The sequence below is a fragment of the Corticimicrobacter sp. genome (assembly GCF_040137905.1).
Lineage (GTDB): Bacteria > Pseudomonadota > Gammaproteobacteria > Burkholderiales > Burkholderiaceae_B > Corticimicrobacter.
On sequence record NZ_JBEFDG010000011.1, the window covers coordinates 12,236 to 32,061 of the forward strand.

Sequence of the window (19,826 nt, forward strand, 5' to 3'; positions counted from 1 at the left end):
AGCGCCTGAGGCAATTGGCGGAGGGGATGCCGGCGTGGTGCAGGTTATTTTTGTTGATTGCCTGGGAGGTCTTGGCGGCCTGTCTCGTTGGGGAGAGAAGGCATGTCCATGCCAAGAAAGTGCTGCCCGAGTACGGTGGATCGATATCGCTGAAAGGGGCTTTGGGGGCGATCGGGTATGGTCAGTTCGAGCAGGCCTTGTTCCACGAGCGGAATGATATGCCGCTTGTAGTTCATATACGCGTTTGAGAGTCTGGCTGCTGACAAGAGTTCGGCTTTGCTGGCGGGCTGTACCGAGCATAGTCTCAGCATGATCCTGGCACGATCACTGAGATAGGCGCTGGCTTGCTCACGAACTTGCTTGCTCACTTGCTCACTTGTGAGTGAGGAAGCCATGATCGGGGCTGTTTTTTGCACATAGATGCTCAAGCGCAGGCCTGTTGCAATTTCTGTAATGCGGGGTTCAGGCAAGCCTTGTTTCTGGGCTTCGGAAAAAATGCGTTTTATACCGCTTCCCCATTGTTCGATCAGGCCCAGTTCGCGAAATATGCGAGCAATGACAGGGTTGCGGATACGGGAAACACCGTTTTTCATGTCTTCAATGGTCATGCCCGGCAGCAGCAGGCCCGGACTCTCGATGTCGATACGGTCATCGAAGAACGCGATACGAATGGGCGTGCCACGTTGCGAATAATCGCTGTGAACCAAGGCGTTGACTATCGCCTCACGCAAGATCGAGATCGGTATGCTCCAGATGTCCTGGCGTCGCATGGCACCGAACTGCGCTGTCTTGAATGCATGTTTTTGCAGGAATTGCTCAATCGACGTGACGGCTTCGGGCAGGTGAGCGTGGATTTCGGCCTGATCGAAAATATCCACTTTGTCGAGACCGCGAAAACGGGCACATTGGATCCAGGCGTCAGGAAAGTGTTGTATCCGGTCTTTTCCGAAAAGCAGGATTGCGCCATGTGTGGGTACTAGACGACCTTGTTCCTGGCGCAACAGTTTCAGTGTGGTCAGTGTCTTGTGATCCAGCGGGTGTTGTGTGCCAAACAAGCGGGATGCGGCTATCAGGTCGACATCGCTTTCGGACAGTTCCAGCATGGGCATTTCATCAAAAACAATTCCCATTGCAGTGCGGCGCATTTCTGCAATCAGATCAGGGCCTGCCTGCCGGTTGCTGGAGCCCAGACGTATGTATACGCCTTGATCGGGACCTGGCGTATTCAGGTAGTGCGGACGTGAGTTGCTTGGGAATACTTCCAGGATCAATAGTGTGTGTTCGCCCGAACTGACCAGTTCTACATTGGGAATCAGACGTGGAGAAATCGAATCGGCAATCAAGTTGCAAATACGTTCTTCATCTGCCAAAGGGTCGGAGACGCCAACAACCTGCTTGTGATCACTGATGCCAATCAATACGCGCCCGCCAGCGGTGTTCGCGAAAGCAATCAGTGTTTTGAGCAGATTACGCGGTGAGGAAAGGTCACGCTTGAATTCCAGCGTTTTGCTTTCGGCTTGCCGCAGGAGTTGTTCGAGCATGTGCGACATTGGCTGCTTGCCTGTAGGTCCTTTTATGCATGAAGCATAACAAGGGAGTGCGGCGGCTGTGAAGGTGACGCATGCTGCGAATTTATGCAGCGCTCAAAACAAAACCCGCTGATCCAGGAGGAAGCAGCGGGTTGTATATGTATCTGGCGGACAGAGGGGGATTCGAACCCCCGATACGCTTTTGACGTATACACGCTTTCCAGGCGTGCGCCTTCAACCGCTCGGCCACCTGTCCTATGCATCAAAGGCGGCGGGGCTGTACTAGCTGCGCTGCGCTTTTTGCGAATCCGGCATTCTAGACCAGAATGCGGATCCTATCAAGTCAGCCTGTCCTGGGCTGGTGTCTACCTCCCTGCAATGCCGGGTAGCTCAGGGCAGTGTCTGCAGGATGGCGGCCGTTTCGGCATCCGGTTGGCCGTCGAAACGCGCCGGGCGGTAGTGCATCTGGAAGGCGGACAGGGTCCGGCGTGTGGCGTTGTCGAGCAGGCCGGTGCGATCCAGGGCATAGCCGACGCGGATCAGGTTGTCCTGGAACCAGCCGATATCGGGCAGTCCCTGTTCATCGAAGCGTTGGCGCAGGTGAGTGGCCTGTGCCTCGTCATACCAGCGTCCCAGTCCGGCATCGGCCAGGCGTTTCCAGGGAAACAGCGGTCCCGGGTCCTGTTTGCGCAGCGGGGCGATATCACTGTGGCCGACGATGTTGCGCGGCGCGACGCCATGCCGCTGAGCAATATCGCGCACCAGGGCGATCACGGCCTGGATCTGTGCCTCGTCATAGGGCTGGGCCCATGACAGGTTGCCATAGCGGTCTTCTTGCGGGCCGTCATGGACAATCTCGATACCGATAGAGCTGGTATTGAGTGCAGTCTGGCCGTACCAACTGCTGACACCGGCATGCCAGGCGGCACGGTTTTCATCGACCAGGGCGTAGACGGTGACAGGCTGCTTGTCATCCACCAGGTAATGACTGCTGACCCGGCCCTGGCCCAGGACCTGTAAGGATCGGTCCAGATCGCCAGCGGTGTAGTGCAGCACGATAAAGCGTACCCGGCTGTCCTGGCTGACCGCTGTATGCGATGTATCCAGGACATATGGCTTCGAGCCCGTGCAGCCGGCCAGCAGGGCGGCGCATGCCAGGGGCAGGACTGCCAGCAGGCGTGGTGTTTTCATAGCCACCCCAGCAGTTGCAGGGCCAGTGGTACCAGCAGGGCCGTGGCGATGCCGTTGAGGGCCATGCCCAGCGCCGAGAAGGCACCGGCGACTTCGCCGAGCTGAATGGCGCGCGAGGTGCCGATGGCATGGGCCGAGACGCCGATGGCGAAACCCGTGATGGCGGGGTCATCGATGTGCAGCAGGCGGCGCATCAGGGGGGCCATCATGGCACCACTGATGCCGGTTACGGCCACGGCGACGGCCGCCAGCGGCCCCAGCCCGCCGGTGCGCTCGGCCACGCCCATGGCAATGGGGATGGTGGCCGACTTGGGGGCCAGGGAGATGATGGTTTCCAGCGAACCGCCAAACAGCCAGGCGATGCCGATGGCCGAGACGACGGCGGTGGCCGATCCGGCCAGCAGGGCGACCAGCAGTGGCAGCCACATCTGCCGCAGGCGGGCGATCTGGCTGCAGAGCGGGATCGCCAGCGCGACCGTGGCCGGGCCGATCAGGAAGTACAGCAGCCGTACGCTATCGAAGTAGTCAGGATAGGCGGTATCCGTCCCCCAGAGCAGCGCCACGATGATGATGACGCCGGTCAGTACCGGCAGCAGCAGCGGGTTGCCGTTGCTGCGCTGGTACAGCCAGTGGGTGGCCAGGTAGACCGCCAGCGTGATGCTCAGCCACAGCAGGGGCGGATTGGAGAAAGACTGCCAGAAGGAGGCCGTCAGCGCTGGCGCGGCCTCGGTCATGGCGTGTCTCCGTTGTCGGCAGATGTGCCGGCGTGACCCGCTGCGGCAGGTGCCATGCGGCGCATCATCCAGCGCAGCGTGAGCGCGGTGACGGCGAGGGTGGCGGCCGTGCCGGCGACGCAGGCCAGGATGAACGGCAGCCACTCGGCGGCGACGCGTTCGGAGTGGACAATCACGCCGGCGATGACCGGGATGAACAGCAGCATCATGTTGCGCAGCAATGTCATCGAGACATCGTGCAGCGGGCCCGGCACCTTGCGGCGCAGCATCAGTACGGCAAACATCAGCAGCATGCCGACCAGCGCGCCGGGAATCGGCAATGCCAGGAAATGGACAGTCAGCTCGCCGATGAGCTGGAACAGCAGGAGTGCGGCGATGGCGTAGAGCATGGCAGTCTCGTGGAAGGCTGTCGGTATGGGGTGGTCAGCGACACAGGGGGCGCATGCGCTCGATGGCCTGCTCCAGTTGTGGCATCGCGGTGGCATACGAGAAACGGATGCTGCGCGCGGCATGCGCAGGGCCGAAGTCGATGCCCGGCACGGCAGCTACGCCGGCTTCGTGCAGCAGCCGTGCGGCAAAGGTCGAGCTGTCGTCGCTGTGGCGGCTGATGTCAGTATAGATATAGAAGGCCCCATCGGGCCTGACCGGCACATCCAGGCCCAGGCTGTCGAAGGCGGGCAGCAGGAAGTCGCGGCGCTGGCGAAAGGCCAGGCGACGGGCCTCGAAGATGTCCAGTGCCTCGGTGCCGAAGCAGGCCAAGGCTGCGTGCTGCGAAGGCGAGGGAGGGCAGATCGCCAGGCTGGCTGCCATGCGCTCGATGGGGGCAACCAGTGCCTCGGGGACGATCATCCAGCCCAGGCGCCAGCCTGTCATGTGGAAGTATTTGGAGAAGCTGTTCAGGATGATCAGGTTGTCGTCCAGGCGGAGGGCCGAACGGGGGGCATGGTCGTAGGACAGGCCCAGGTAGATTTCATCCATGATGACGAAACCGTTGCGCTGGCGTACTGCGTCGATCAGTGCGCGCAGTTCGTCGTCGGCGATTGATGTGCCGGTTGGATTGCTGGGCGAGGCGATCAGCACGCCGCGCGTGGCAGGCGTCCAGTGGTCGCGGACATCCTGGGCGCTGAGGTGGAAGCGCCGCGCTGCGTCGCTCGGGATCAGGCGCGGGATGCCGCCGGCGCTGGCAATGAAGTTCTGGTTGGCCGGATAGGACGGGTCAGGCAGCAGGATTTCGTCGCCGGGGTTGACCAGGGCCATGGCTGCCAGCAGCAGCGCGCCGGAGGCACCCGAGGTGACGATGACGCGGCCGGGATCGACCGGCGCGCCGAAGTGATCGGCATAGAACGCGGCGATGGCTTCGCGCAGCGCCGGCAGGCCGGCTGGAGCACTGTAGCCGGTATGGCCTGCCTCCATGGCCCGCAGCGCGGCGGCGAGCACGGGGGGCGGGGCCGTGAAGTCCGGCTCGCCGATGCCCATGCTGATGATGTCGCGACCGGCTGCCTGCAGTCGCGCCGCTTCCTTGGCGACTTCGACGGCGAGAAACGGCTGGATGGCATGGGTGCGTGCGGCAAGATGGGCGGACATGTCGGGTAGTGGCAGGAAAAAAGGGAGAATAAAATGGAAAACGCCCGGCAGTTTGATGCCGGGCAATGTCTGTGTGATCGTGGTTATATATAAGGTTAGATCAAGAACGGATTGTAGTCATCATGCAGCCTTCACGCAGAGCTTTCCTGACGGGGCGTCGTCCGCCCGAATCGCCCTGGCAGGTATTTTGCCGGCGGCTGGCCCGCCTGTTGCCCGATGCCTATGTCGAGGCACCGGCCGAGGACCGGGCACCGCTGGCCTGGGTCGCGCCGACCGAGGCCGCGCAGGTGCGCCAGTTGCGCGACTGGTGCGCCGAGCTGGGCGTGCAGATGGCACCGGCCGGTGTCTGCCAGGGATTGGCGGATATGGTCGAAGGCCCGCTGGCCCGCACGGCGGGTGTCTGGTCGCAACGCGAACCGGGGCTGCCTGCTGTCTGCATCGATGTGCGTCGGCATCTGACGCATCTGGTGTCGGAGGCGGATGGTCGCCTCTGGCGGGCCGGGCCGGGCTGCACAATCAGCCAGTTGCCTGAGGAAATCGCCGATGATCTGCTGGCGCAATGCCGGGGCGGCGATATGCAGACGCTGGCCGCCTGGTTTGCGCGCGGCGGACGCAGCCGTTATCTGAGGGCGGTAGATGTCATGCTGGCCGATGGCACGCTGGAGCGTTTCGGGCCATTCGGGGTTGACGGGCAGCGTCCTCTGCGCAGCACGGTGGTGCAACGGCTGATCCCGGCCTTGTTCGATCTGTCGCGCGAACCGCAGGTACAGATGTGGTGCGATGCACAAAACTGGCCGCTCCGCTATCGCCTCGATGCCATGCGCGCCGATGACGCCCATGTGCCGGATCTGGCACGACTGCTTGCCGGCAGTGGCGGTACGCTGGTGTGGATAGAGCAGGTGGTGTTCGATCTGGCTCGGGATGAGGCGGATGACGCGTCGCAGCAATCAGGCATCGATCCGCAGGCTGCTGAACTCGAACGCAAAATCAAGGTGCTGTTCGATCCCCGAAAAATCCTGCCGCACTTGCCAGAATAGGGCAGAACAGGGCTAGAATCAGCGCTTCCCGTTGTTGAAAAGATCAACAGCTTCTGTCCATCGAAGCGAGAGTGAGACTTATGGATGCCACCGATCTGCGCAAGGCTGCATTGCTCTATCACGAGCAGGGCCGGCCGGGCAAAATTGCCGTTACCCCCACCAAGCACCTGACCAACCAGCGCGACATGGCGCTGGCCTATTCTCCCGGGGTGGCGGCTCCTTGCGAAGAGATTGTGCAGGATCCGGCCAATGCCTTCCGCTACACCGCACGCGGCAATCTGGTCGGCGTGATCAGCAATGGCACTGCCGTGCTGGGCCTGGGGCATATCGGTGCGCTGGCTTCCAAGCCCGTGATGGAAGGCAAGGCGGTCCTGTTCAAGAAATTCTCGGGGATTGATGTCTTTGATCTCGAAATCGACGAGACCGATCCCGACAAACTGGTGGAGATCATTGCTTCGCTGGAGCCGACCTTCGGCGGCATCAATCTCGAGGACATCAAGGCACCGGAATGCTTCATCATCGAACGCAAGCTGCGCGAGCGGATGAAGATCCCCGTTTTTCACGATGACCAGCACGGTACGGCCATCTGTGTGGTGGCCGCCTTCGTGGGCGGCCTCAAGGTGGTGGGCAAGGAAATCGACAAGATCAAGCTGGTCGTGTCGGGCGCAGGTGCTGCCGCGCTGGCCTGCCTCAAGCTGCTGGTCGATGTCGGCCTGCCGCGCGAGAACATCTGGGTGACCGATATCGAAGGCGTGGTCTACGAAGGCCGTACCACCCTGATGGACGAAGAAAAGGCGGTGTTCGCCCAGAAGACCGATGCGCGTACCCTGGCCGAAGTGATCGACGGGGCCGATGCCTTCCTGGGCCTGTCGGCAGGCAATGTGCTCAAGCCCGAGATGCTGGCGAAGATGGCGGCCCGTCCTCTGGTGCTGGCACTGGCCAATCCCAATCCCGAAATCCTGCCCGAGGTCGCCCATTCGGTCCGTGATGACGTGGTCATGGCCACTGGCCGCTCGGACTACCCGAACCAGGTCAACAATGTGCTGTGCTTCCCGTACATCTTCCGGGGCGCGCTTGATGTGGGAGCCACCACGATTACCCTGGAAATGGAAATCGCTGCGGTCAATGCACTGGTCGGGCTGGCTCAGGAAGAGCAAAGCGATATCGTGGCAGCGGCCTATGGCATTGAGGATCTCTCATTCGGGCCGGAATATCTGATTCCCAAGCCTTTCGATCCTCGCCTGATCTCGCGCATCGCGCCTGCCGTGGCCCAGGCTGCCATGGATGGCGGCGTGGCGACGCGGCCGATCCAGGATATGGAGGCCTATCGCGATCAGTTGCAGCAGTTCGTCTATCACTCCGGTGCCTTCATGAAGCCGCTGTTCGCGGCCGCCAAGAAATTCGTGCGCGAAGGCGGCAAGGCCCGCATCGTCTTTACCGAAGGCGAAGACGAGCGTGTATTGCGCGCCGTCCAGGTAATCGTTGATGAGAAACTGGCCAAACCCATCCTGGTGGGGCGTCCTGCCGTGCTGGCTGATCGCATCGAAAAATACGGCCTGCGCATTCGCCTGGGCCATGATGTCGAAGTCACCAATCCCGAGTTCGACGAGCGCTTCCATCGCTACTGGAATACCTACTGGAACATGATGTGCCGCCAGGGTATCGACAAGGAAATGGCGCGCGTCGAAATGCGCCGTCGCCTGACCCTGATCGGTGCCATGATGATGCACCTGGGTGAGGCCGATGGCATGGTCTGCGGGACGGTGGGGGCCTATGGCAATCACCTCAACTTCATCGATCAGGTGATCGGTCGCGAGGAGGGCGTCAACGTCTACGCTGCCATGAACATCCTGCTGTTGCCGGAACGTACGGTGGCGTTGGTCGATACCCACGTCAACGACAATCCCAACGCCGAGGAAATCGCCGAGATCACGCTGCTGGCGGCGGCTGAAATGCGTCGCCTCAACCTCGAGCCGAAGGTGGCGCTGCTGTCGCGCTCCAATTTCGGTACGGGTGGCTCGTCTTCGTCCGAGAAAATGCGCGAGGCGCTGCGCCTGATCCGCGAGTGGGCTCCCGACCTGGAAGTCGACGGTGAAATGCACGCCGACTGCGCGCTCGACGAATCGCTGCGCAATCGCATCCTGCCGGAAACAACCCTCAAGGGGGCGGCCAATCTGCTGGTCTGCCCGAATGTGGATGCCGGCAATATCGCCTACAACCTGCTCAAGACCGAGGCGGGTGGCAACGTGGCGATCGGCCCCTTTCTGCTGGGGGCCAATGCGCCGGTGACCATCCTGACCTCCAGCTCGACCGTGCGGCGCATCGTCAACATGACGGCGCTGACCGTGGTCGACGCCAACGTACCGAGGTAAGTCGATGGCGGCCGCGACCGGCCTGGTTCTGGCGGGCGGCGGTGCCCGCGCAGCCTATCAGGTCGGTGCGCTGTGCGCCATTGCCGATATTCTCGACCCCAACGGCAGGGCGGATTTCCCCCTGCCGTTCGGCATTCTCTGCGGCACTTCGGCCGGTGCCATCAATGCGGCAGCACTGGCCTGCGGTGCCAGCCATCCTCGCCTGGCGCTGCGGCGACTGCGCCACCTGTGGGGCACTCTCGATACTTCCCTGGTCTACCGTACCGATGCCTGGGGGCTGTCGCGCGGCGGCGGGCGCTGGCTGTCCATGCTGATGCTGGGCTGGCTGTGGTCGGCGATCCGCCAGCCGCAGCCCCGCTCCCTGCTCGACAATGCACCGCTGGAGCAATTGCTGGAGGCGACGCTCGACTTCGGACGACTGCCAGGACATTTCGAGTCCGGCGCGCTGTCGGCACTGGCGATTACGGCATCGGGGTATGACAGCGGCGAACATCTGACCTTCTATCAGGCGCGCTATGCCATCAAGCCCTGGCGGCGTACGCTGCGGCGCGCCGTGTCTACCCGGATCGGTGTTTCGCACCTGATGGCATCGAGCGCCATTCCCTTCGTGTTTCCTGCTCGCCCGCTGGAAACCGGGCAGGGCCGGGAGTGGTGTGGCGATGGTTCCATGCGGCAACTGGCACCGATCAGCCCGGCCATCCATCTGGGGGCGCAGCGGGTGTTGGTGATTGGGACCGCGTTCAGCGGCGGCGATACGCATCCAGAGCAGCGCGGCCAGGAGACAGGCCATCCATCGCTGGCCCAGATCGGCGGACAGGCCATGGCCACCGTATTCCTGGACAGCATTCCGATGGACGTGGAGCGGCTGGAACGACTCAATGCCATGCTGGCGTTGAGCCCGGAGGCCGGTCGGGCGCTTGACCTGCGGCCGGTGCGGGTGCTGGCGCTGGCACCGAGTCGGCGACTGGACGATCTGGCCCTGATGCACCTGGACAGCATGCCGCCGATGATGCGCATGTTCCTGCGGGCGCTGGGGGTGTCGACCGAGCGTAACCGGCTCAGTGGCGGAACGTTGGTTTCTTACCTATTGTTCGAAGCGGCCTACACAAATCAATTGATCGAACTCGGATATACCGATACGATGCAGCGCATTGCAGAAGTCGAAGATTTTTTCCAGGAGAGCAGTATATGACGCAAGGCAAATCGGCTGCGCGGCACCTGCGTGATTTGCGAGAGGGCGGAGCCCTTACCATGGCAGTGTCCGAGGCCGGCCAACTGGCCGAAATGGCGTCCCAGGCCGAGATGACACTGTTCGTGGCCGATTGTGACCGTGCCCGTAACCGCTCGGCGGTGCTCAGGGCGATCGCCAAGGCAGTGGACTACCCGTTGTTCTTCGGCGGTGACCTGGAAGCGCTGTACGATTGTCTGTGCGATACGGTCACGGAACAGAAAACGGGTGTGGTGCTGTGGCTGAGCCACCTGCATTCGGCCGATCCGGCCCTGGAAGACGATGCCGTCAATATCGAGGCCGTGTGCGCCGATGTGGCCGAGTTTGCCCGTGACAATGGTCGTGCATTTGCCTATTACTTCGAACATGCAGGCCGCCACACCGAGCCGGATAGCCTGCCGGTCGCCGTATCGAGCCGCGACCAGTACGACGATGAAGAAGAGGAAGACATCGACTTCGACGACAGCCTCGATGAGGATGACGAAGTCGAGGATGGCGAGGTCACTGACAGCGACGATGATGACGATGAGGACGCGCGCTGACACGCGCCCAATCGTGCATTGCCCCTGATCCTGCCAGCATGCCGGTCCGGATCAGGTTGGCTCTTGCCTGACATGAATCCCCAGTCCTGACGCTCCAGGGGCAAGATCGGCTCGCAAGGTCAGTTCCGGAATGCAGTAATCACCTGCATTCTGCTTGCGAAAGGCAATCGGGGTGGTTGTCCCGAGGGTGTCCAGCCGCAGCCCCAGTGCCTTCCTGGCCTGCTCGAAACCGGCGTCATCGATTTTGCCGGTGCGGTAGATCACGTGGGGCGGAATGTTCGCTTACCCCATAGGCGAAGCCGCAGGCGTATACCCGATCGATCCATCCCTTGAGAATGGCAGGCATCGAGAACCACCACAGGGGAAATTGCAGGATCACGGTATCTGCCCAGCGCTGCTTTTCCTGCTCATGTGTGATGTCGGCGCTTTGCATGTCGGTGTCGTATGCCCGTTTGGAGTTGGCTCAGCCCACGGTAAGTGTGCAGCTTGCCCGTCTGCGAGATTTTTTCGACGATCCGCTGTTGTTGCCTGGTCCGCGTGGGATGCGGCCTACTGCGCGGGCAGATGCGCTGCGCGAGCCGCTGCGGCAGGCCTTGGCCGTGCTGGAGCAGGTGGTTGCGCCTGCCGGCGCATTCGAGCCGGCGCAGTCCAGCCAGACCTGGCGCGTGGCCGCATTCGATTACGGGGAATACACCGCTTTGTTGCCTGCCTTGGCCGGTCTGCGCCAGCTTGCGCCCGCGACGCGCCTTGCTGTGATCCAGGCGGCCCCTACGCTGGTAGCAAAAAAGGCGGAGCAGGGCGATATCGATCTGGCTTTTCTGACCGATACCGAAGCCCCTCCGGATTTACGTCGCCGGTCGCTGTTCACGGAAACATATGTACTGGCCGGGCGTGCAGGGCATCCGTGTCTGGCGTCTCCACTAACTATGGCGCAGTTCTGCGCGCTGGAGCATGTTGTCGTGTCGCCGGAAGGCGGTGGTTTCGAGGGCGTGACGGACAAGGCCCTGGCGGCATGTGGTGTCGCACGTCGCGTCGCGCTGTCCGTGCCTCATTTTCTTTTTCTCAATGCGGTATTGGCGCATACCAATCTGGTGGCGATGGTGCCGTCGCGGCTGGTCAGGGGCAACATGGCCTTGCAGGTGGCGGCGGCACCGGTGGCGATCCCCGGCTTCGAGATGCTGATGCTATGGCCTGAACGGGTGCATCGTGATCCTGCGCATCAGTGGCTGCGCGCGCATATTGCCAATTCGATCAATCATGAGCGCGACAGCTGGATCAGTCGTTCAGCCAGCCTTGCAGGGCTGCCGTAGCGGCCACCAGCGCCAGGCCAGCGGTTTCCGTGCGCAGGACCCGGCTGCCGAGCCGGATGGCCTGTACCCCGTGGCGTTGTGCCAGGGTCTGCTCCTCGGGACTCCAGCCGCCTTCGGGGCCGATCAGAAAAATGATGTCCCGCGTCTGCCGGCTTGCGAACGCACTGTTTGCCTGTCCGGCAGGCAGGGGAGCCAGTTCCAGCGCCTGCTTCAGCGTATGGCCGGCTTCTGGCGTGCACATCAGGCGCAGCGTGGCTTCAGTTGATGGTAGCGTCGCCTGGTCAGAGGCACCTGACTCATGTGTGGCACCTTGCCGGGCGGAGTCCGTCAGCCATTGTGTCAGTGTCACGGGCGCATCGATCTCGGGGATGCGATTGCGTCCGCACTGCTCGCAGGCGGCCACGGCGATCTGACGCCAGTGGCGCAGGCGTTTGTCGAGGCGGTCGCCCTGCAGCTTGAGTACGCTGCGCTGTGCAGCAATGGGGCTGATGCGCTGGACGCCCAGCTCGACGGCCTTTTCGATGATCCAGTCCATCTTGTCGCCTGCCGGCAACCCCTGGGCCAGGGTCAGGTGGCCGGGAAGTTCTGCCTCGCGCCGGTCGTGTGCACCGATCTCGGCGCGGCCGCGCTTGCCATCGATGATCAGGCGTGCAGGATATTCGCCACCATGACCGTCAAACAGCGTGATGGTAGTGCCTTCAGGCAGGCGCAGCACGCGTATCGCATGATGGGCAACTTCGTCGGGCAGATCCAGGGTCTGGTGTGCGGACAGGGCGGTCGTGCAGTGAAAACGGGGTGCGGACATGGCTGGACAGAAGGGCGGGCAAGGGGACGACTCTATTTTAGCCATGCCCATCGGGCTGCGCTTGAATGCTAAAATCCCCGGCATTTCCCATCGCTAGCGGCTGCGCCACTCTCATCCATGAGTATTTCCGATACATCCAATCACCGTCCCGCCAATGCCATCCGTGCCCTGGCGATGGATGCCGTGCAACAGGCCAACTCGGGCCACCCGGGTGCGCCCATGGGCATGGCCGATATGGCACAGGCGCTGTGGCATGATCATCTGCGGCACAATCCGGCCGATCCGGCCTGGCCCGGCCGTGACCGCTTCGTGCTGTCCAACGGGCATGGTTCGATGCTGATCTATGCCCTGCTGCACCTGACCGGCTATGACCTGTCGATCGATGACCTGCGTCAGTTCCGCCAGTTGCACTCGCGCACGCCCGGCCACCCCGAAGTCGGCATCACGCCGGGGGTCGAAACCACCACCGGGCCGCTGGGCCAGGGGCTGGGCAATGCGGTTGGCATGGCGCTGGCCGAGGCCCTGCTGGCGGCAGAATTCAATCGTGACGGCCATGCCGTGGTTGATCACCATACCTATGTGTTCCTGGGCGATGGCTGCCTGATGGAAGGCATTTCGCACGAAGTTGCCTCGCTGGCCGGCACGCTGGGCCTGCACAAGCTGGTGGCGCTGTACGATGACAACGGCATTTCCATCGATGGCAAGGTCGAGCACTGGTTTGCCGACGATACGGCGCGCCGTTTCGAGAGCTATGGCTGGCATGTCATCCGCGTGGCCGATGGCCACGATGCGGTTGCCGTATCTGCCGCGATTGCCGAGGCACGTGCGCGTACCGCCGGCGGTCCCACGCTGATTGCCTGCCGTACCAAGATCGGCCAGGGTTCGCCCAACATGGCGGGCACGGCCAAGGTGCACGGCGCGCCGCTGGGTGCCGAAGAAATCGCCGCCACGCGTGCCGCCCTGGGCTGGAACCACGGCCCCTTCGAGATTCCCGAAGACGTCGCAGCATTCTGGAATGCACGCGCGACCGGTGCTCAGGCGCAGGCCGATTGGCAGCAGCGTTTCGATGCCTATGCTGCCGCTCATCCCGAACTGGCTGCCGAGTACCTGCGCCGCATGCGCGGCGATCTGCCGGGCGAGTTCCAGGCTGCCTGGCAGGCTTTCGTCGAGGCCACAGTGGCCAAGGGTGAAACGCTGGCCACGCGCAAGGCTTCGCAGCATGCCATTACCGCGCTGGCCGAACTGTTGCCGGAACTGCTGGGCGGCTCGGCCGACCTGACCGGTTCCAACTATACCGACTGGAAGGGCGTGGTGCCGGTGCGTGCCGCGCAGCAACCCGGCCAGCCGATTGCCTTTGGTCGTCACATCAACTACGGTGTGCGTGAATTCGGCATGGCTGCCATCATGAATGGTATTGCCCTGCACGGCGGCTACCTGCCTTTTGGCGGTACGTTCCTGACGTTCTCGGACTACTCGCGCAACGCACTGCGCATGGCTGCGCTGATGAAGCAGCGCGTGGTGCATGTGTTTACCCATGATTCCATCGGTCTGGGCGAGGATGGCCCGACCCATCAATCCATCGAACATGCTGCCAGCCTGCGGCTGATTCCCAATCTCGACGTCTGGCGCCCATGCGATACGGTCGAGACGGCTGCCGCCTGGGGCGCTGCCGTGACCCGTCCGGCCAGCATCGGCATGACGGTGCATGCCGGCGGCCCCAGCGCGCTGCTGCTGTCGCGCCAGAACCTGCCGTTTGTGCCGCGCGATGCCGCGACCACGGCGGCGATTGCGCGGGGTGGCTATGTGCTGAGCGAGGCCTCGAAGGGTGAGGCGCGTGCCGTGATCCTCGCGACCGGTTCCGAAGTGGCCCTGGCACTCGAGGCGCAGCAACGGTTGCAGGCCGAAGGCGTGCCGGTGCGCGTGGTGTCGATGCCTTCGACCGATGTATTCGACCGTCAGGACAAGGCCTGGCAGGTGTCGGTGCTGCCGGCCGGTGTGCCGCGCGTCGCGGTCGAGGCGGGTGTCACGGCCTTCTGGCACAAGTATGTCGGCCTGGAGGGGGCCGTGGTGGGCATCGACAGCTACGGCGAGTCAGCCCCGGCCGATGTCCTGTTCAAACATTTCAGCCTGACCACCGAAGCGGTGGTCGAGGCGGTTCGCAAGGTTCTATAAGGAGTCTGTCGATGACGATTCGTGTCGCTATCAATGGTTATGGCCGCATTGGCCGCAATGTCGTGCGGGCCCTGTACGAAAACGGCAATCCCCACGACATCCAGATCGTGGCAATCAACGGCGGCCGCGGTGATGCAGCAGCCTATGCCCACCTGACCCAGTACGATACGGCGCATGGTCGTTTCCCGGGCAAGGTCGAGGCGACCGAGGATGCCATCATCGTCAATGGCGATCGCATCGCCGTGACGACCACCCGTGATCCTGCCACGCTCGACTGGGCTGCCCAGGGTATCGACGTGGTCATGGAGTGCACCGGTGCCTTCACCAGCAAGGAAAAGGCCAGTGTGCACCTGCAGGCTGGTGCCAAAAAGGTGCTGATCTCGGCACCGGGTGGCAAGGATGTGGACGCCACCGTGGTCTATGGTGTCAACCATGATGTGCTGCGCGCCAGCCATACCGTGGTGTCCAATGCTTCCTGCACGACCAACTGCCTGGCACCGCTGGTGGCACCGCTGCAGCGCGAGATCGGCCTGGTCAACGGCCTGATGACGACGGTGCATGCCTACACCAACGATCAGGTGCTGACCGATGTCTATCACAAGGATCTGCGCCGCGCCCGCGCCGCAGCCCACAACCTGATCCCGACCAAGACCGGCGCAGCCTCGGCCATCGGCCTGGTGCTGCCCGAATTGCTCGGCAAGCTGGATGGCTATGCCATCCGCGTACCGACCATCAATGTGTCGCTGGTCGATCTGTCGTTCGTGGCTGCGCGTGAAACGTCCGTGGAAGAAATCAATGCCATCCTCAAGTCGGCCTCCGAAGGCTGGCTCAAGGGTATCCTTGATTACAACGACGCGCCGCTGGTGTCGGGCGACTTCAACCACCACCCTGCATCCAGCGTGTTCGATTCCACGCTGACCAAGGTGTCGGGGGCGCTGGTCAAGGTCTCGGCCTGGTATGACAACGAATGGGGCTACAGCAGCCGCATGCTGGATACCGCTGCCGCCATGATGGCAGCAGCCTGAGGGAGCGGGTCGGAACATGGTTCAAGTACTGACGCTGGCCGGTCTGGCCCAGTCGGGCGGGCTCAAGGACAAGCGCGTGTTCATCCGCGCCGACCTGAACGTGCCGTTCGATGTGCACGGTCACATCAGCGAAGATACCCGCATCCGCGCTTCGGTGCCCGGCATTCGCATGGCACTGGCCGCCGGTGCGGCGGTCATGGTCACGTCTCACCTGGGACGTCCCAAGGAAGGTGAGCTGACCGATGCCGATTCGCTCGCTACGGTGGCGCAACGGTTGACCGAACTGCTGGGGCAGCCGGTCGATCTGGTGCAGGACTGGGTCCAGAAGGGGGTGCAGGTGGTGCCCGGACAGGTCGTGCTGCTGGAGAACTGCCGCGTCAATGCCGGCGAGAAAAAGAACGAAGAGGCACTGGCACGTCGCATGGCCGAGTTGTGCGATGTGTACGTCAACGATGCCTTCGGCACGGCACATCGCGCCGAGGCCACCACGCACGGTATTGCCCGTTTCGCGCCCGTGGCCTGCGCCGGCCCGCTGCTGGCTGCCGAGCTGGATGCGCTGTCGCAGGCGCTCGAGGCACCGCGCCAGCCGCTGGTGGCTATCGTGGGTGGTTCCAAGGTATCAACCAAGCTGTCTATCCTTGATGCCCTGGCGCAGAAAGTGGATCGCCTGATCGTGGGCGGCGGTATTGCCAATACCTTTCTGCTGGCGCAGGGATTTCGCATTGGTGCCTCGCTGGCCGAGCCTGACCAGGTCGAGCAGGCGCGTGCCGTCATCGAACGCATGCGCGCCCATGGTGCCGAAGTGCCGGTACCGACCGACGTGGTCTGCGCCAAGTCGTTCGGGGCGGATGCCGAAGCCGTGATCAAGCGCGTCGAGGACGTGGCCGAAGATGACATGATCCTGGACATCGGGCCGGAAACCGCGGCCACCCTGGCGGAAATTCTGCGCCATGCGGGCACCATCGTCTGGAACGGTCCGGTAGGCGTATTCGAACTGCCGCAGTTTGCCAACGGTACCGAGCAGATTGCCCGGGCCATTGCCGACTCGGATGCCTTCTCGATTGCGGGGGGCGGAGATACGCTGGCGGCCATTGCCAAGTTCGGCATTGCCGATCAGGTCAGCTACATCTCGACCGGAGGAGGGGCTTTCCTGGAGTTCCTCGAAGGCAAGACGTTGCCGGCCGTGGCGGTGTTGCAGGAGCGGGCTGCAGGCTGATCGCTGTAGAGGATTCCCACTCTGGAACTGCTGCGAAAGAAAAATGCCAGTCGGTTTTACCGACTGGCATTTTTTTATGCTGCATGCAGCCTCGCGGCGCGGTTCACTGCGCATAATCTGCGCACTCAATGGGATTTTTTCGCAGGTCATGCGCTATGTTCAGGTCATGGTGCCGGAAATTCTTGAAATGGGCAGAATGCGACTTTTGCGTATCGATGGGATGGTGCTATCTATGATCTTTGTATAAAATTTTATACGGATGCGTAGCATGCCGAAAGATATTTATTGGGTCGGGTCAGCTTACGATGATTTATTGTCTTTTCCTGCTGGCGTTCGTCGGCAGGCGGGTTTTCAACTGAGCAAGATTCAGGCGGGTCTGGAACCTGAGGACTGGAAACCATTTGACGCAGCCGGGACGGGAGTTCGTGAAATCCGTATCCGTGAAGCGTATGGCATCTTCAGAGTGCTGTACGTTGCCAAGTTCGAGGAGGCACTGTATGTGCTGCACTGCTTCCAGAAAAAGACTCAGCTGACGAGTGTGCGGGATAAGCAGATAGCAGAAGTTCGCTATCGTGGCATCATCAACTTGAGAAAGCAAAAATCATGAAAATTGATACAGAAATTCGTCATGTGACCAAATCAACTGCGAATCTGTTTCTGGAGTTGGGGTTTGCACCCGATGAGGCCGAGAGGCTGCTCATGGCATCAAAAAAGCAGATCGATGATACGAAGCGTATCAAGGAAGATCTTATGAATGAGTTGGCGATGTGGATACGACAACATCAGCTGAAACAAGCGGATGCTGCTGACATACTGATGGTTTCGCGCCCGCGTGTGTCGGATGTCGTGAATCGCAAGAGCGCCAAATTTACGATTGATGCGTTGGTCGAAATGTTGAGCCGTATCGGCAAGCCTGTTCGAGTGGCCGTGGGTCAGTAAGCCAAAGGTTTGCTGTAATCAGACAAGCGTTTTCGAAAGTCGGTAGCCAGCATCTGATCGACTTTCTCGATGGCGGCGATGGACTGCCGGGGAGGCACATGCTTGCCTTCCAGAATGGCGCTGGCCTGATTGTGCAAGGCATACGCCAAATGTGCTGCAGCACGAATAGCCGGATCGGATGCCCCGTCATTGCCAAGATGCTGGGCAAGTAACTGGCGTATTTCGTAAACAGCGAATGCCAGCACTTGCTCCTGTGTGATGGTGGTAGGTGGTGTATTCATCGCAGATTGGTTTTGGCGACCTCCAGCACTTCGTCACCGCGTCCGCTCAGCACGGCACGCAGCATGTACAGGCTGAAGCCCTTGGCCTGGGCCAGCGTGACCTTGGGCGGCAGCGCCAGTTCGTGCTTGTCGGTCACGACATCCAGCAGCGCCGGACCGGGATGTGCAAGGAAGGCGACCACGGCTTCGGGCAACGCTTCCGAATCGGTGACGCGGATCGCATGCAGGCCGGCACCGCGCGCGATGGCGGCATAGTCCGTATCGACGAAGTCCGTACCGGTTTCGGGAAAGCCGGCGGTCTTCATTTCCATGGCGACGAAGCCCAGCGAACTGTTGTTGTAGACCACGATTTTAATGGGCAGGTCGAGCTGGCGCGCGCTCAGCAGATCGCCCAGCAACATGGACAGGCCGCCGTCGCCACACAGGGCAATGACCTGGCGGTCAGGCTGGGCCGCCTGTGCGCCCAGTGCCTGGGGCATGGCATTGGCCATGGAGCCGTGGTTGAAGGAGCCGTGCAGGCGTCGCTGGCCATTCATGGTCAGATAGCGGGCGGCCCACAGGGTCGGGGTGCCGACATCCGCGCTGAAGATGGCATTTTCTGCGGCAGCATGGTCAATGACCTTGGTCAGGTATTGTGGATGGATAGGACGGCCCTGGGGAGCCGGTCGTGCCAGGGCATCCAGATCCTTGCGGGCCTCGGCATAATGCGCCAGCGCTTTTTCCAGAAAGCGCCGCTCGTTTTTGCGATGCAGGCGCGGCAGCAGCGCCGCCAGCGTGGGCCGGATGTCGCCATTCAGGCCCAGGGTGAGGGGGGCGCGCTTGCCCAGGTTGCCGGGGTTGCGGTCGATCTGCGCGATCCTGGCCTTGGAGGGATAGAAATTGCGATAGGGAAAGTCGGTGCCCAGCAGCAGCAGGGTATCGCACGATTCCATGGCGTGATAGCCGGAGCTGAAGCCGATCAGACCGGTCATGCCGACGCTGTTGGGGTTGTCGTACTCGATGTATTCCTTGCCTCGCAGGGCGTGCACGACCGGTGCGGCCAGCGTGTCGGCCAGCGCCACGACTTCGGCATGTGCGCCGGCGCAGCCGCTGCCGCACATGAGTGTGACGGCTGCTGATTCGTTGAGCAGGGCCGCCAGCCGGTCGAGTTCCGCATCGTCAGGTACCAGGCTGGCGGGTGCAACATCGTGCCATGGCTGTGGGGCGAACGGTGCTTCGCTCAGGGCAACGTCGCCTGGCAGCACGATCACGGCGACGCCACGCTGTCCGATGGCCGTGCGCATGGCCCGCTCCAGCACGCGCGGCAACTGGCTGGCATGACTGACCAGTTCCACGTAATGGCTGCATTCCTTGAAGAGTTCCTGCGGATGGGTTTCCTGGAAGTAGCCCAGGCCAACTTCTGTCGATGGAATCTGCGCGGCAATTGCGAGCACGGGTACCTGGTTGCGATGGCAATCGTAAAGCCCGTTGATCAGATGCAGGTTGCCAGGCCCGCAACTGCCGGCACATACCGCCAGGCGGCCGGTTTCGGCGGCTTCGGCTCCGGCAGCAAAGGCCGCGACCTCTTCGTGGCGGGTGTGCATCCAGCGCAAATTGCCGAGACGACGCATGCTGTCGGACAGCCCGTTGAGGCTGTCGCCTGTGACGCCCCAGATACGTTCGACGCCCGCGGCGGCAAGGGTTTCGGCAAGGTAGTCTGCGATGGTGTTCGACATGGACGCTCCATTTCAGGGGGGATGCGGGCGCGATCAGGCTGCGCCCGGATGGGGAACTGCATGTTTTTTCATTATGGCGCAAAACACGGCACCCCTGTCTGCGGTTACGCTAGCGGCTGGACTCTGGATTCTGTAGAAAGGTGCCG

At 62.2% G+C, this 19,826-nt stretch carries 17 protein-coding genes, 1 tRNA gene and 2 pseudogenes; 10 read left to right on the forward strand and 10 right to left on the reverse strand.

The features are described from left to right. Positions 1 to 44: 44 nt before the first annotated feature. The 6 genes from ABN482_RS01300 to ABN482_RS01325 all read right to left on the reverse strand — a co-directional run bounded on the left by ABN482_RS01300 (position 45) and on the right by ABN482_RS01325 (position 5,038). Positions 45 to 1,541 (reverse strand): ATP-binding protein, encoded by a 1,497-nt coding sequence (locus ABN482_RS01300; RefSeq protein WP_349502294.1) that lies wholly within the window; start codon positions 1,539 to 1,541, stop codon positions 45 to 47. Positions 1,542 to 1,694: 153 nt separating this feature from the next. Next, positions 1,695 to 1,785: transfer RNA gene (locus ABN482_RS01305), tRNA-Ser, on the reverse strand. Between the two features lie 134 nt (positions 1,786 to 1,919). Further along, the gene (locus tag ABN482_RS01310) at positions 1,920 to 2,720 is read right to left on the reverse strand and encodes an N-acetylmuramoyl-L-alanine amidase (RefSeq protein WP_349502295.1); all 801 of its coding nucleotides are present in this window, start codon (positions 2,718 to 2,720) and stop codon (positions 1,920 to 1,922) included. Next, complete coding sequence (locus ABN482_RS01315; RefSeq protein WP_349502296.1) at positions 2,717 to 3,454, reverse strand: LrgB family protein; 738 nt, start codon at positions 3,452 to 3,454, stop codon at positions 2,717 to 2,719. Before ABN482_RS01315 ends, ABN482_RS01310 begins: the two co-directional genes overlap by 4 nt. After that, entirely contained in the window at positions 3,451 to 3,843 is a 393-nt protein-coding gene (locus ABN482_RS01320; protein WP_349502297.1) for a CidA/LrgA family protein, read from the reverse strand. The genes ABN482_RS01315 and ABN482_RS01320 overlap by 4 nt, the downstream gene beginning before the upstream one ends. 34 nt (positions 3,844 to 3,877) lie before the next feature. Continuing rightward, positions 3,878 to 5,038, reverse strand: a complete 1,161-nt coding sequence (locus ABN482_RS01325; RefSeq protein ID WP_349502298.1) for a pyridoxal phosphate-dependent aminotransferase — start codon at positions 5,036 to 5,038, stop codon at positions 3,878 to 3,880. Positions 5,039 to 5,160: 122 nt separating this feature from the next. On the opposite strand from ABN482_RS01325, the gene ABN482_RS01330 reads away from it, so the two are divergent. The 4 genes and pseudogenes from ABN482_RS01330 to ABN482_RS01345 form a co-directional block, all read left to right on the forward strand. Further along, positions 5,161 to 6,075, forward strand: a complete 915-nt coding sequence (locus tag ABN482_RS01330; RefSeq protein WP_349502299.1) for a hypothetical protein — start codon at positions 5,161 to 5,163, stop codon at positions 6,073 to 6,075. Between the two features lie 80 nt (positions 6,076 to 6,155). Then, positions 6,156 to 8,447, forward strand: a complete 2,292-nt coding sequence (locus ABN482_RS01335; RefSeq protein ID WP_349502300.1) for an NADP-dependent malic enzyme — start codon at positions 6,156 to 6,158, stop codon at positions 8,445 to 8,447. 4 nt (positions 8,448 to 8,451) lie between these two features. Continuing rightward, positions 8,452 to 9,639 (forward strand): patatin-like phospholipase family protein, encoded by a 1,188-nt coding sequence (locus tag ABN482_RS01340; protein WP_349502301.1) that lies wholly within the window; start codon positions 8,452 to 8,454, stop codon positions 9,637 to 9,639. Beyond that, positions 9,636 to 10,067 (forward strand): annotated as a pseudogene (locus ABN482_RS01345) (barstar family protein); the annotation flags it as partial. The gene ABN482_RS01340 and the pseudogene ABN482_RS01345, both read left to right, overlap by 4 nt. Positions 10,068 to 10,268: 201 nt before the next feature. Here the strand turns inward: ABN482_RS01345 and ABN482_RS01350 are convergent. Further along, positions 10,269 to 10,677, reverse strand: a pseudogene (locus tag ABN482_RS01350) (NAD(P)H-dependent oxidoreductase); the annotation flags it as partial. Between ABN482_RS01350 and ABN482_RS01355 the strand changes: the two are divergent. Continuing rightward, positions 10,649 to 11,527, forward strand: a complete 879-nt coding sequence (locus ABN482_RS01355) for a LysR family transcriptional regulator (protein ID WP_349502302.1) — start codon at positions 10,649 to 10,651, stop codon at positions 11,525 to 11,527. The pseudogene ABN482_RS01350 and the gene ABN482_RS01355 overlap by 29 nt on opposite strands. On the opposite strand, the gene ABN482_RS01360 is transcribed toward ABN482_RS01355, so the two are convergent. After that, positions 11,493 to 12,332, reverse strand: a complete 840-nt coding sequence (locus ABN482_RS01360) for a 16S rRNA (uracil(1498)-N(3))-methyltransferase (protein ID WP_349502303.1) — start codon at positions 12,330 to 12,332, stop codon at positions 11,493 to 11,495. The two genes, ABN482_RS01355 and ABN482_RS01360, sit on opposite strands and share 35 nt — an antisense overlap. Before the next feature lie 117 nt (positions 12,333 to 12,449). Between ABN482_RS01360 and tkt the strand changes: the two genes are divergently transcribed. The 5 genes from tkt to ABN482_RS01385 all read left to right on the forward strand — a co-directional run bounded on the left by tkt (position 12,450) and on the right by ABN482_RS01385 (position 17,684). Next, positions 12,450 to 14,504 (forward strand): transketolase, encoded by a 2,055-nt coding sequence (tkt, locus tag ABN482_RS01365; protein WP_349502304.1) that lies wholly within the window; start codon positions 12,450 to 12,452, stop codon positions 14,502 to 14,504. Positions 14,505 to 14,515: 11 nt separating this feature from the next. Beyond that, complete coding sequence (gap, locus tag ABN482_RS01370) at positions 14,516 to 15,529, forward strand: type I glyceraldehyde-3-phosphate dehydrogenase (protein WP_349502305.1); 1,014 nt, start codon at positions 14,516 to 14,518, stop codon at positions 15,527 to 15,529. A gap of 16 nt (positions 15,530 to 15,545) precedes the next feature. Next, complete coding sequence (locus ABN482_RS01375; protein WP_349502306.1) at positions 15,546 to 16,745, forward strand: phosphoglycerate kinase; 1,200 nt, start codon at positions 15,546 to 15,548, stop codon at positions 16,743 to 16,745. A 268-nt stretch (positions 16,746 to 17,013) separates the two neighbouring features. Beyond that, a complete protein-coding gene (locus ABN482_RS01380) occupies positions 17,014 to 17,352 on the forward strand; it encodes a type II toxin-antitoxin system RelE/ParE family toxin (protein ID WP_349502307.1) in 339 nt (112 codons plus the stop codon). Beyond that, positions 17,349 to 17,684, forward strand: a complete 336-nt coding sequence (locus ABN482_RS01385) for a helix-turn-helix domain-containing protein (protein ID WP_349502308.1) — start codon at positions 17,349 to 17,351, stop codon at positions 17,682 to 17,684. The genes ABN482_RS01380 and ABN482_RS01385 overlap by 4 nt, the downstream gene beginning before the upstream one ends. Here ABN482_RS01385 and ABN482_RS01390 read toward each other — a convergent pair. Both ABN482_RS01390 and poxB read right to left on the reverse strand, forming a co-directional pair. Next, positions 17,678 to 17,965, reverse strand: coding sequence for a hypothetical protein (locus tag ABN482_RS01390; RefSeq protein WP_349502309.1), 288 nt, complete (start codon positions 17,963 to 17,965; stop codon positions 17,678 to 17,680). The two genes, ABN482_RS01385 and ABN482_RS01390, sit on opposite strands and share 7 nt — an antisense overlap. After that, positions 17,962 to 19,680 carry a ubiquinone-dependent pyruvate dehydrogenase gene (poxB, locus tag ABN482_RS01395; protein ID WP_349502310.1) on the reverse strand — a complete coding sequence of 573 codons (1,719 nt, stop codon included), beginning with the start codon at positions 19,678 to 19,680 and terminating at the stop codon, positions 17,962 to 17,964. The genes ABN482_RS01390 and poxB overlap by 4 nt, the downstream gene beginning before the upstream one ends. Between the last annotated feature and the right edge of the window lie 146 nt (positions 19,681 to 19,826).

Coding starts and splice junctions, on each gene's coding strand:
- ABN482_RS01355 (WP_349502302.1), top strand. CDS start 10,649: ATGTCGGTGTCGTATGCCCGTTTGGAGTTGGCTCAGCCCACGGTAAGT.
- poxB (WP_349502310.1), bottom strand. CDS start 19,680: ATGTCGAACACCATCGCAGACTACCTTGCCGAAACCCTTGCCGCCGCG.
- tkt (WP_349502304.1), top strand. CDS start 12,450: ATGAGTATTTCCGATACATCCAATCACCGTCCCGCCAATGCCATCCGT.
- gap (WP_349502305.1), top strand. CDS start 14,516: ATGACGATTCGTGTCGCTATCAATGGTTATGGCCGCATTGGCCGCAAT.
- ABN482_RS01375 (WP_349502306.1), top strand. CDS start 15,546: ATGGTTCAAGTACTGACGCTGGCCGGTCTGGCCCAGTCGGGCGGGCTC.
- ABN482_RS01385 (WP_349502308.1), top strand. CDS start 17,349: ATGAAAATTGATACAGAAATTCGTCATGTGACCAAATCAACTGCGAAT.
- ABN482_RS01330 (WP_349502299.1), top strand. CDS start 5,161: ATGCAGCCTTCACGCAGAGCTTTCCTGACGGGGCGTCGTCCGCCCGAA.
- ABN482_RS01320 (WP_349502297.1), bottom strand. CDS start 3,843: ATGCTCTACGCCATCGCCGCACTCCTGCTGTTCCAGCTCATCGGCGAG.
- ABN482_RS01390 (WP_349502309.1), bottom strand. CDS start 17,965: ATGAATACACCACCTACCACCATCACACAGGAGCAAGTGCTGGCATTC.
- ABN482_RS01325 (WP_349502298.1), bottom strand. CDS start 5,038: ATGTCCGCCCATCTTGCCGCACGCACCCATGCCATCCAGCCGTTTCTC.
- ABN482_RS01315 (WP_349502296.1), bottom strand. CDS start 3,454: ATGACCGAGGCCGCGCCAGCGCTGACGGCCTCCTTCTGGCAGTCTTTC.
- ABN482_RS01380 (WP_349502307.1), top strand. CDS start 17,014: ATGCCGAAAGATATTTATTGGGTCGGGTCAGCTTACGATGATTTATTG.
- ABN482_RS01300 (WP_349502294.1), bottom strand. CDS start 1,541: ATGCTCGAACAACTCCTGCGGCAAGCCGAAAGCAAAACGCTGGAATTC.
- ABN482_RS01335 (WP_349502300.1), top strand. CDS start 6,156: ATGGATGCCACCGATCTGCGCAAGGCTGCATTGCTCTATCACGAGCAG.
- ABN482_RS01310 (WP_349502295.1), bottom strand. CDS start 2,720: ATGAAAACACCACGCCTGCTGGCAGTCCTGCCCCTGGCATGCGCCGCC.
- ABN482_RS01340 (WP_349502301.1), top strand. CDS start 8,452: ATGGCGGCCGCGACCGGCCTGGTTCTGGCGGGCGGCGGTGCCCGCGCA.
- ABN482_RS01360 (WP_349502303.1), bottom strand. CDS start 12,332: ATGTCCGCACCCCGTTTTCACTGCACGACCGCCCTGTCCGCACACCAG.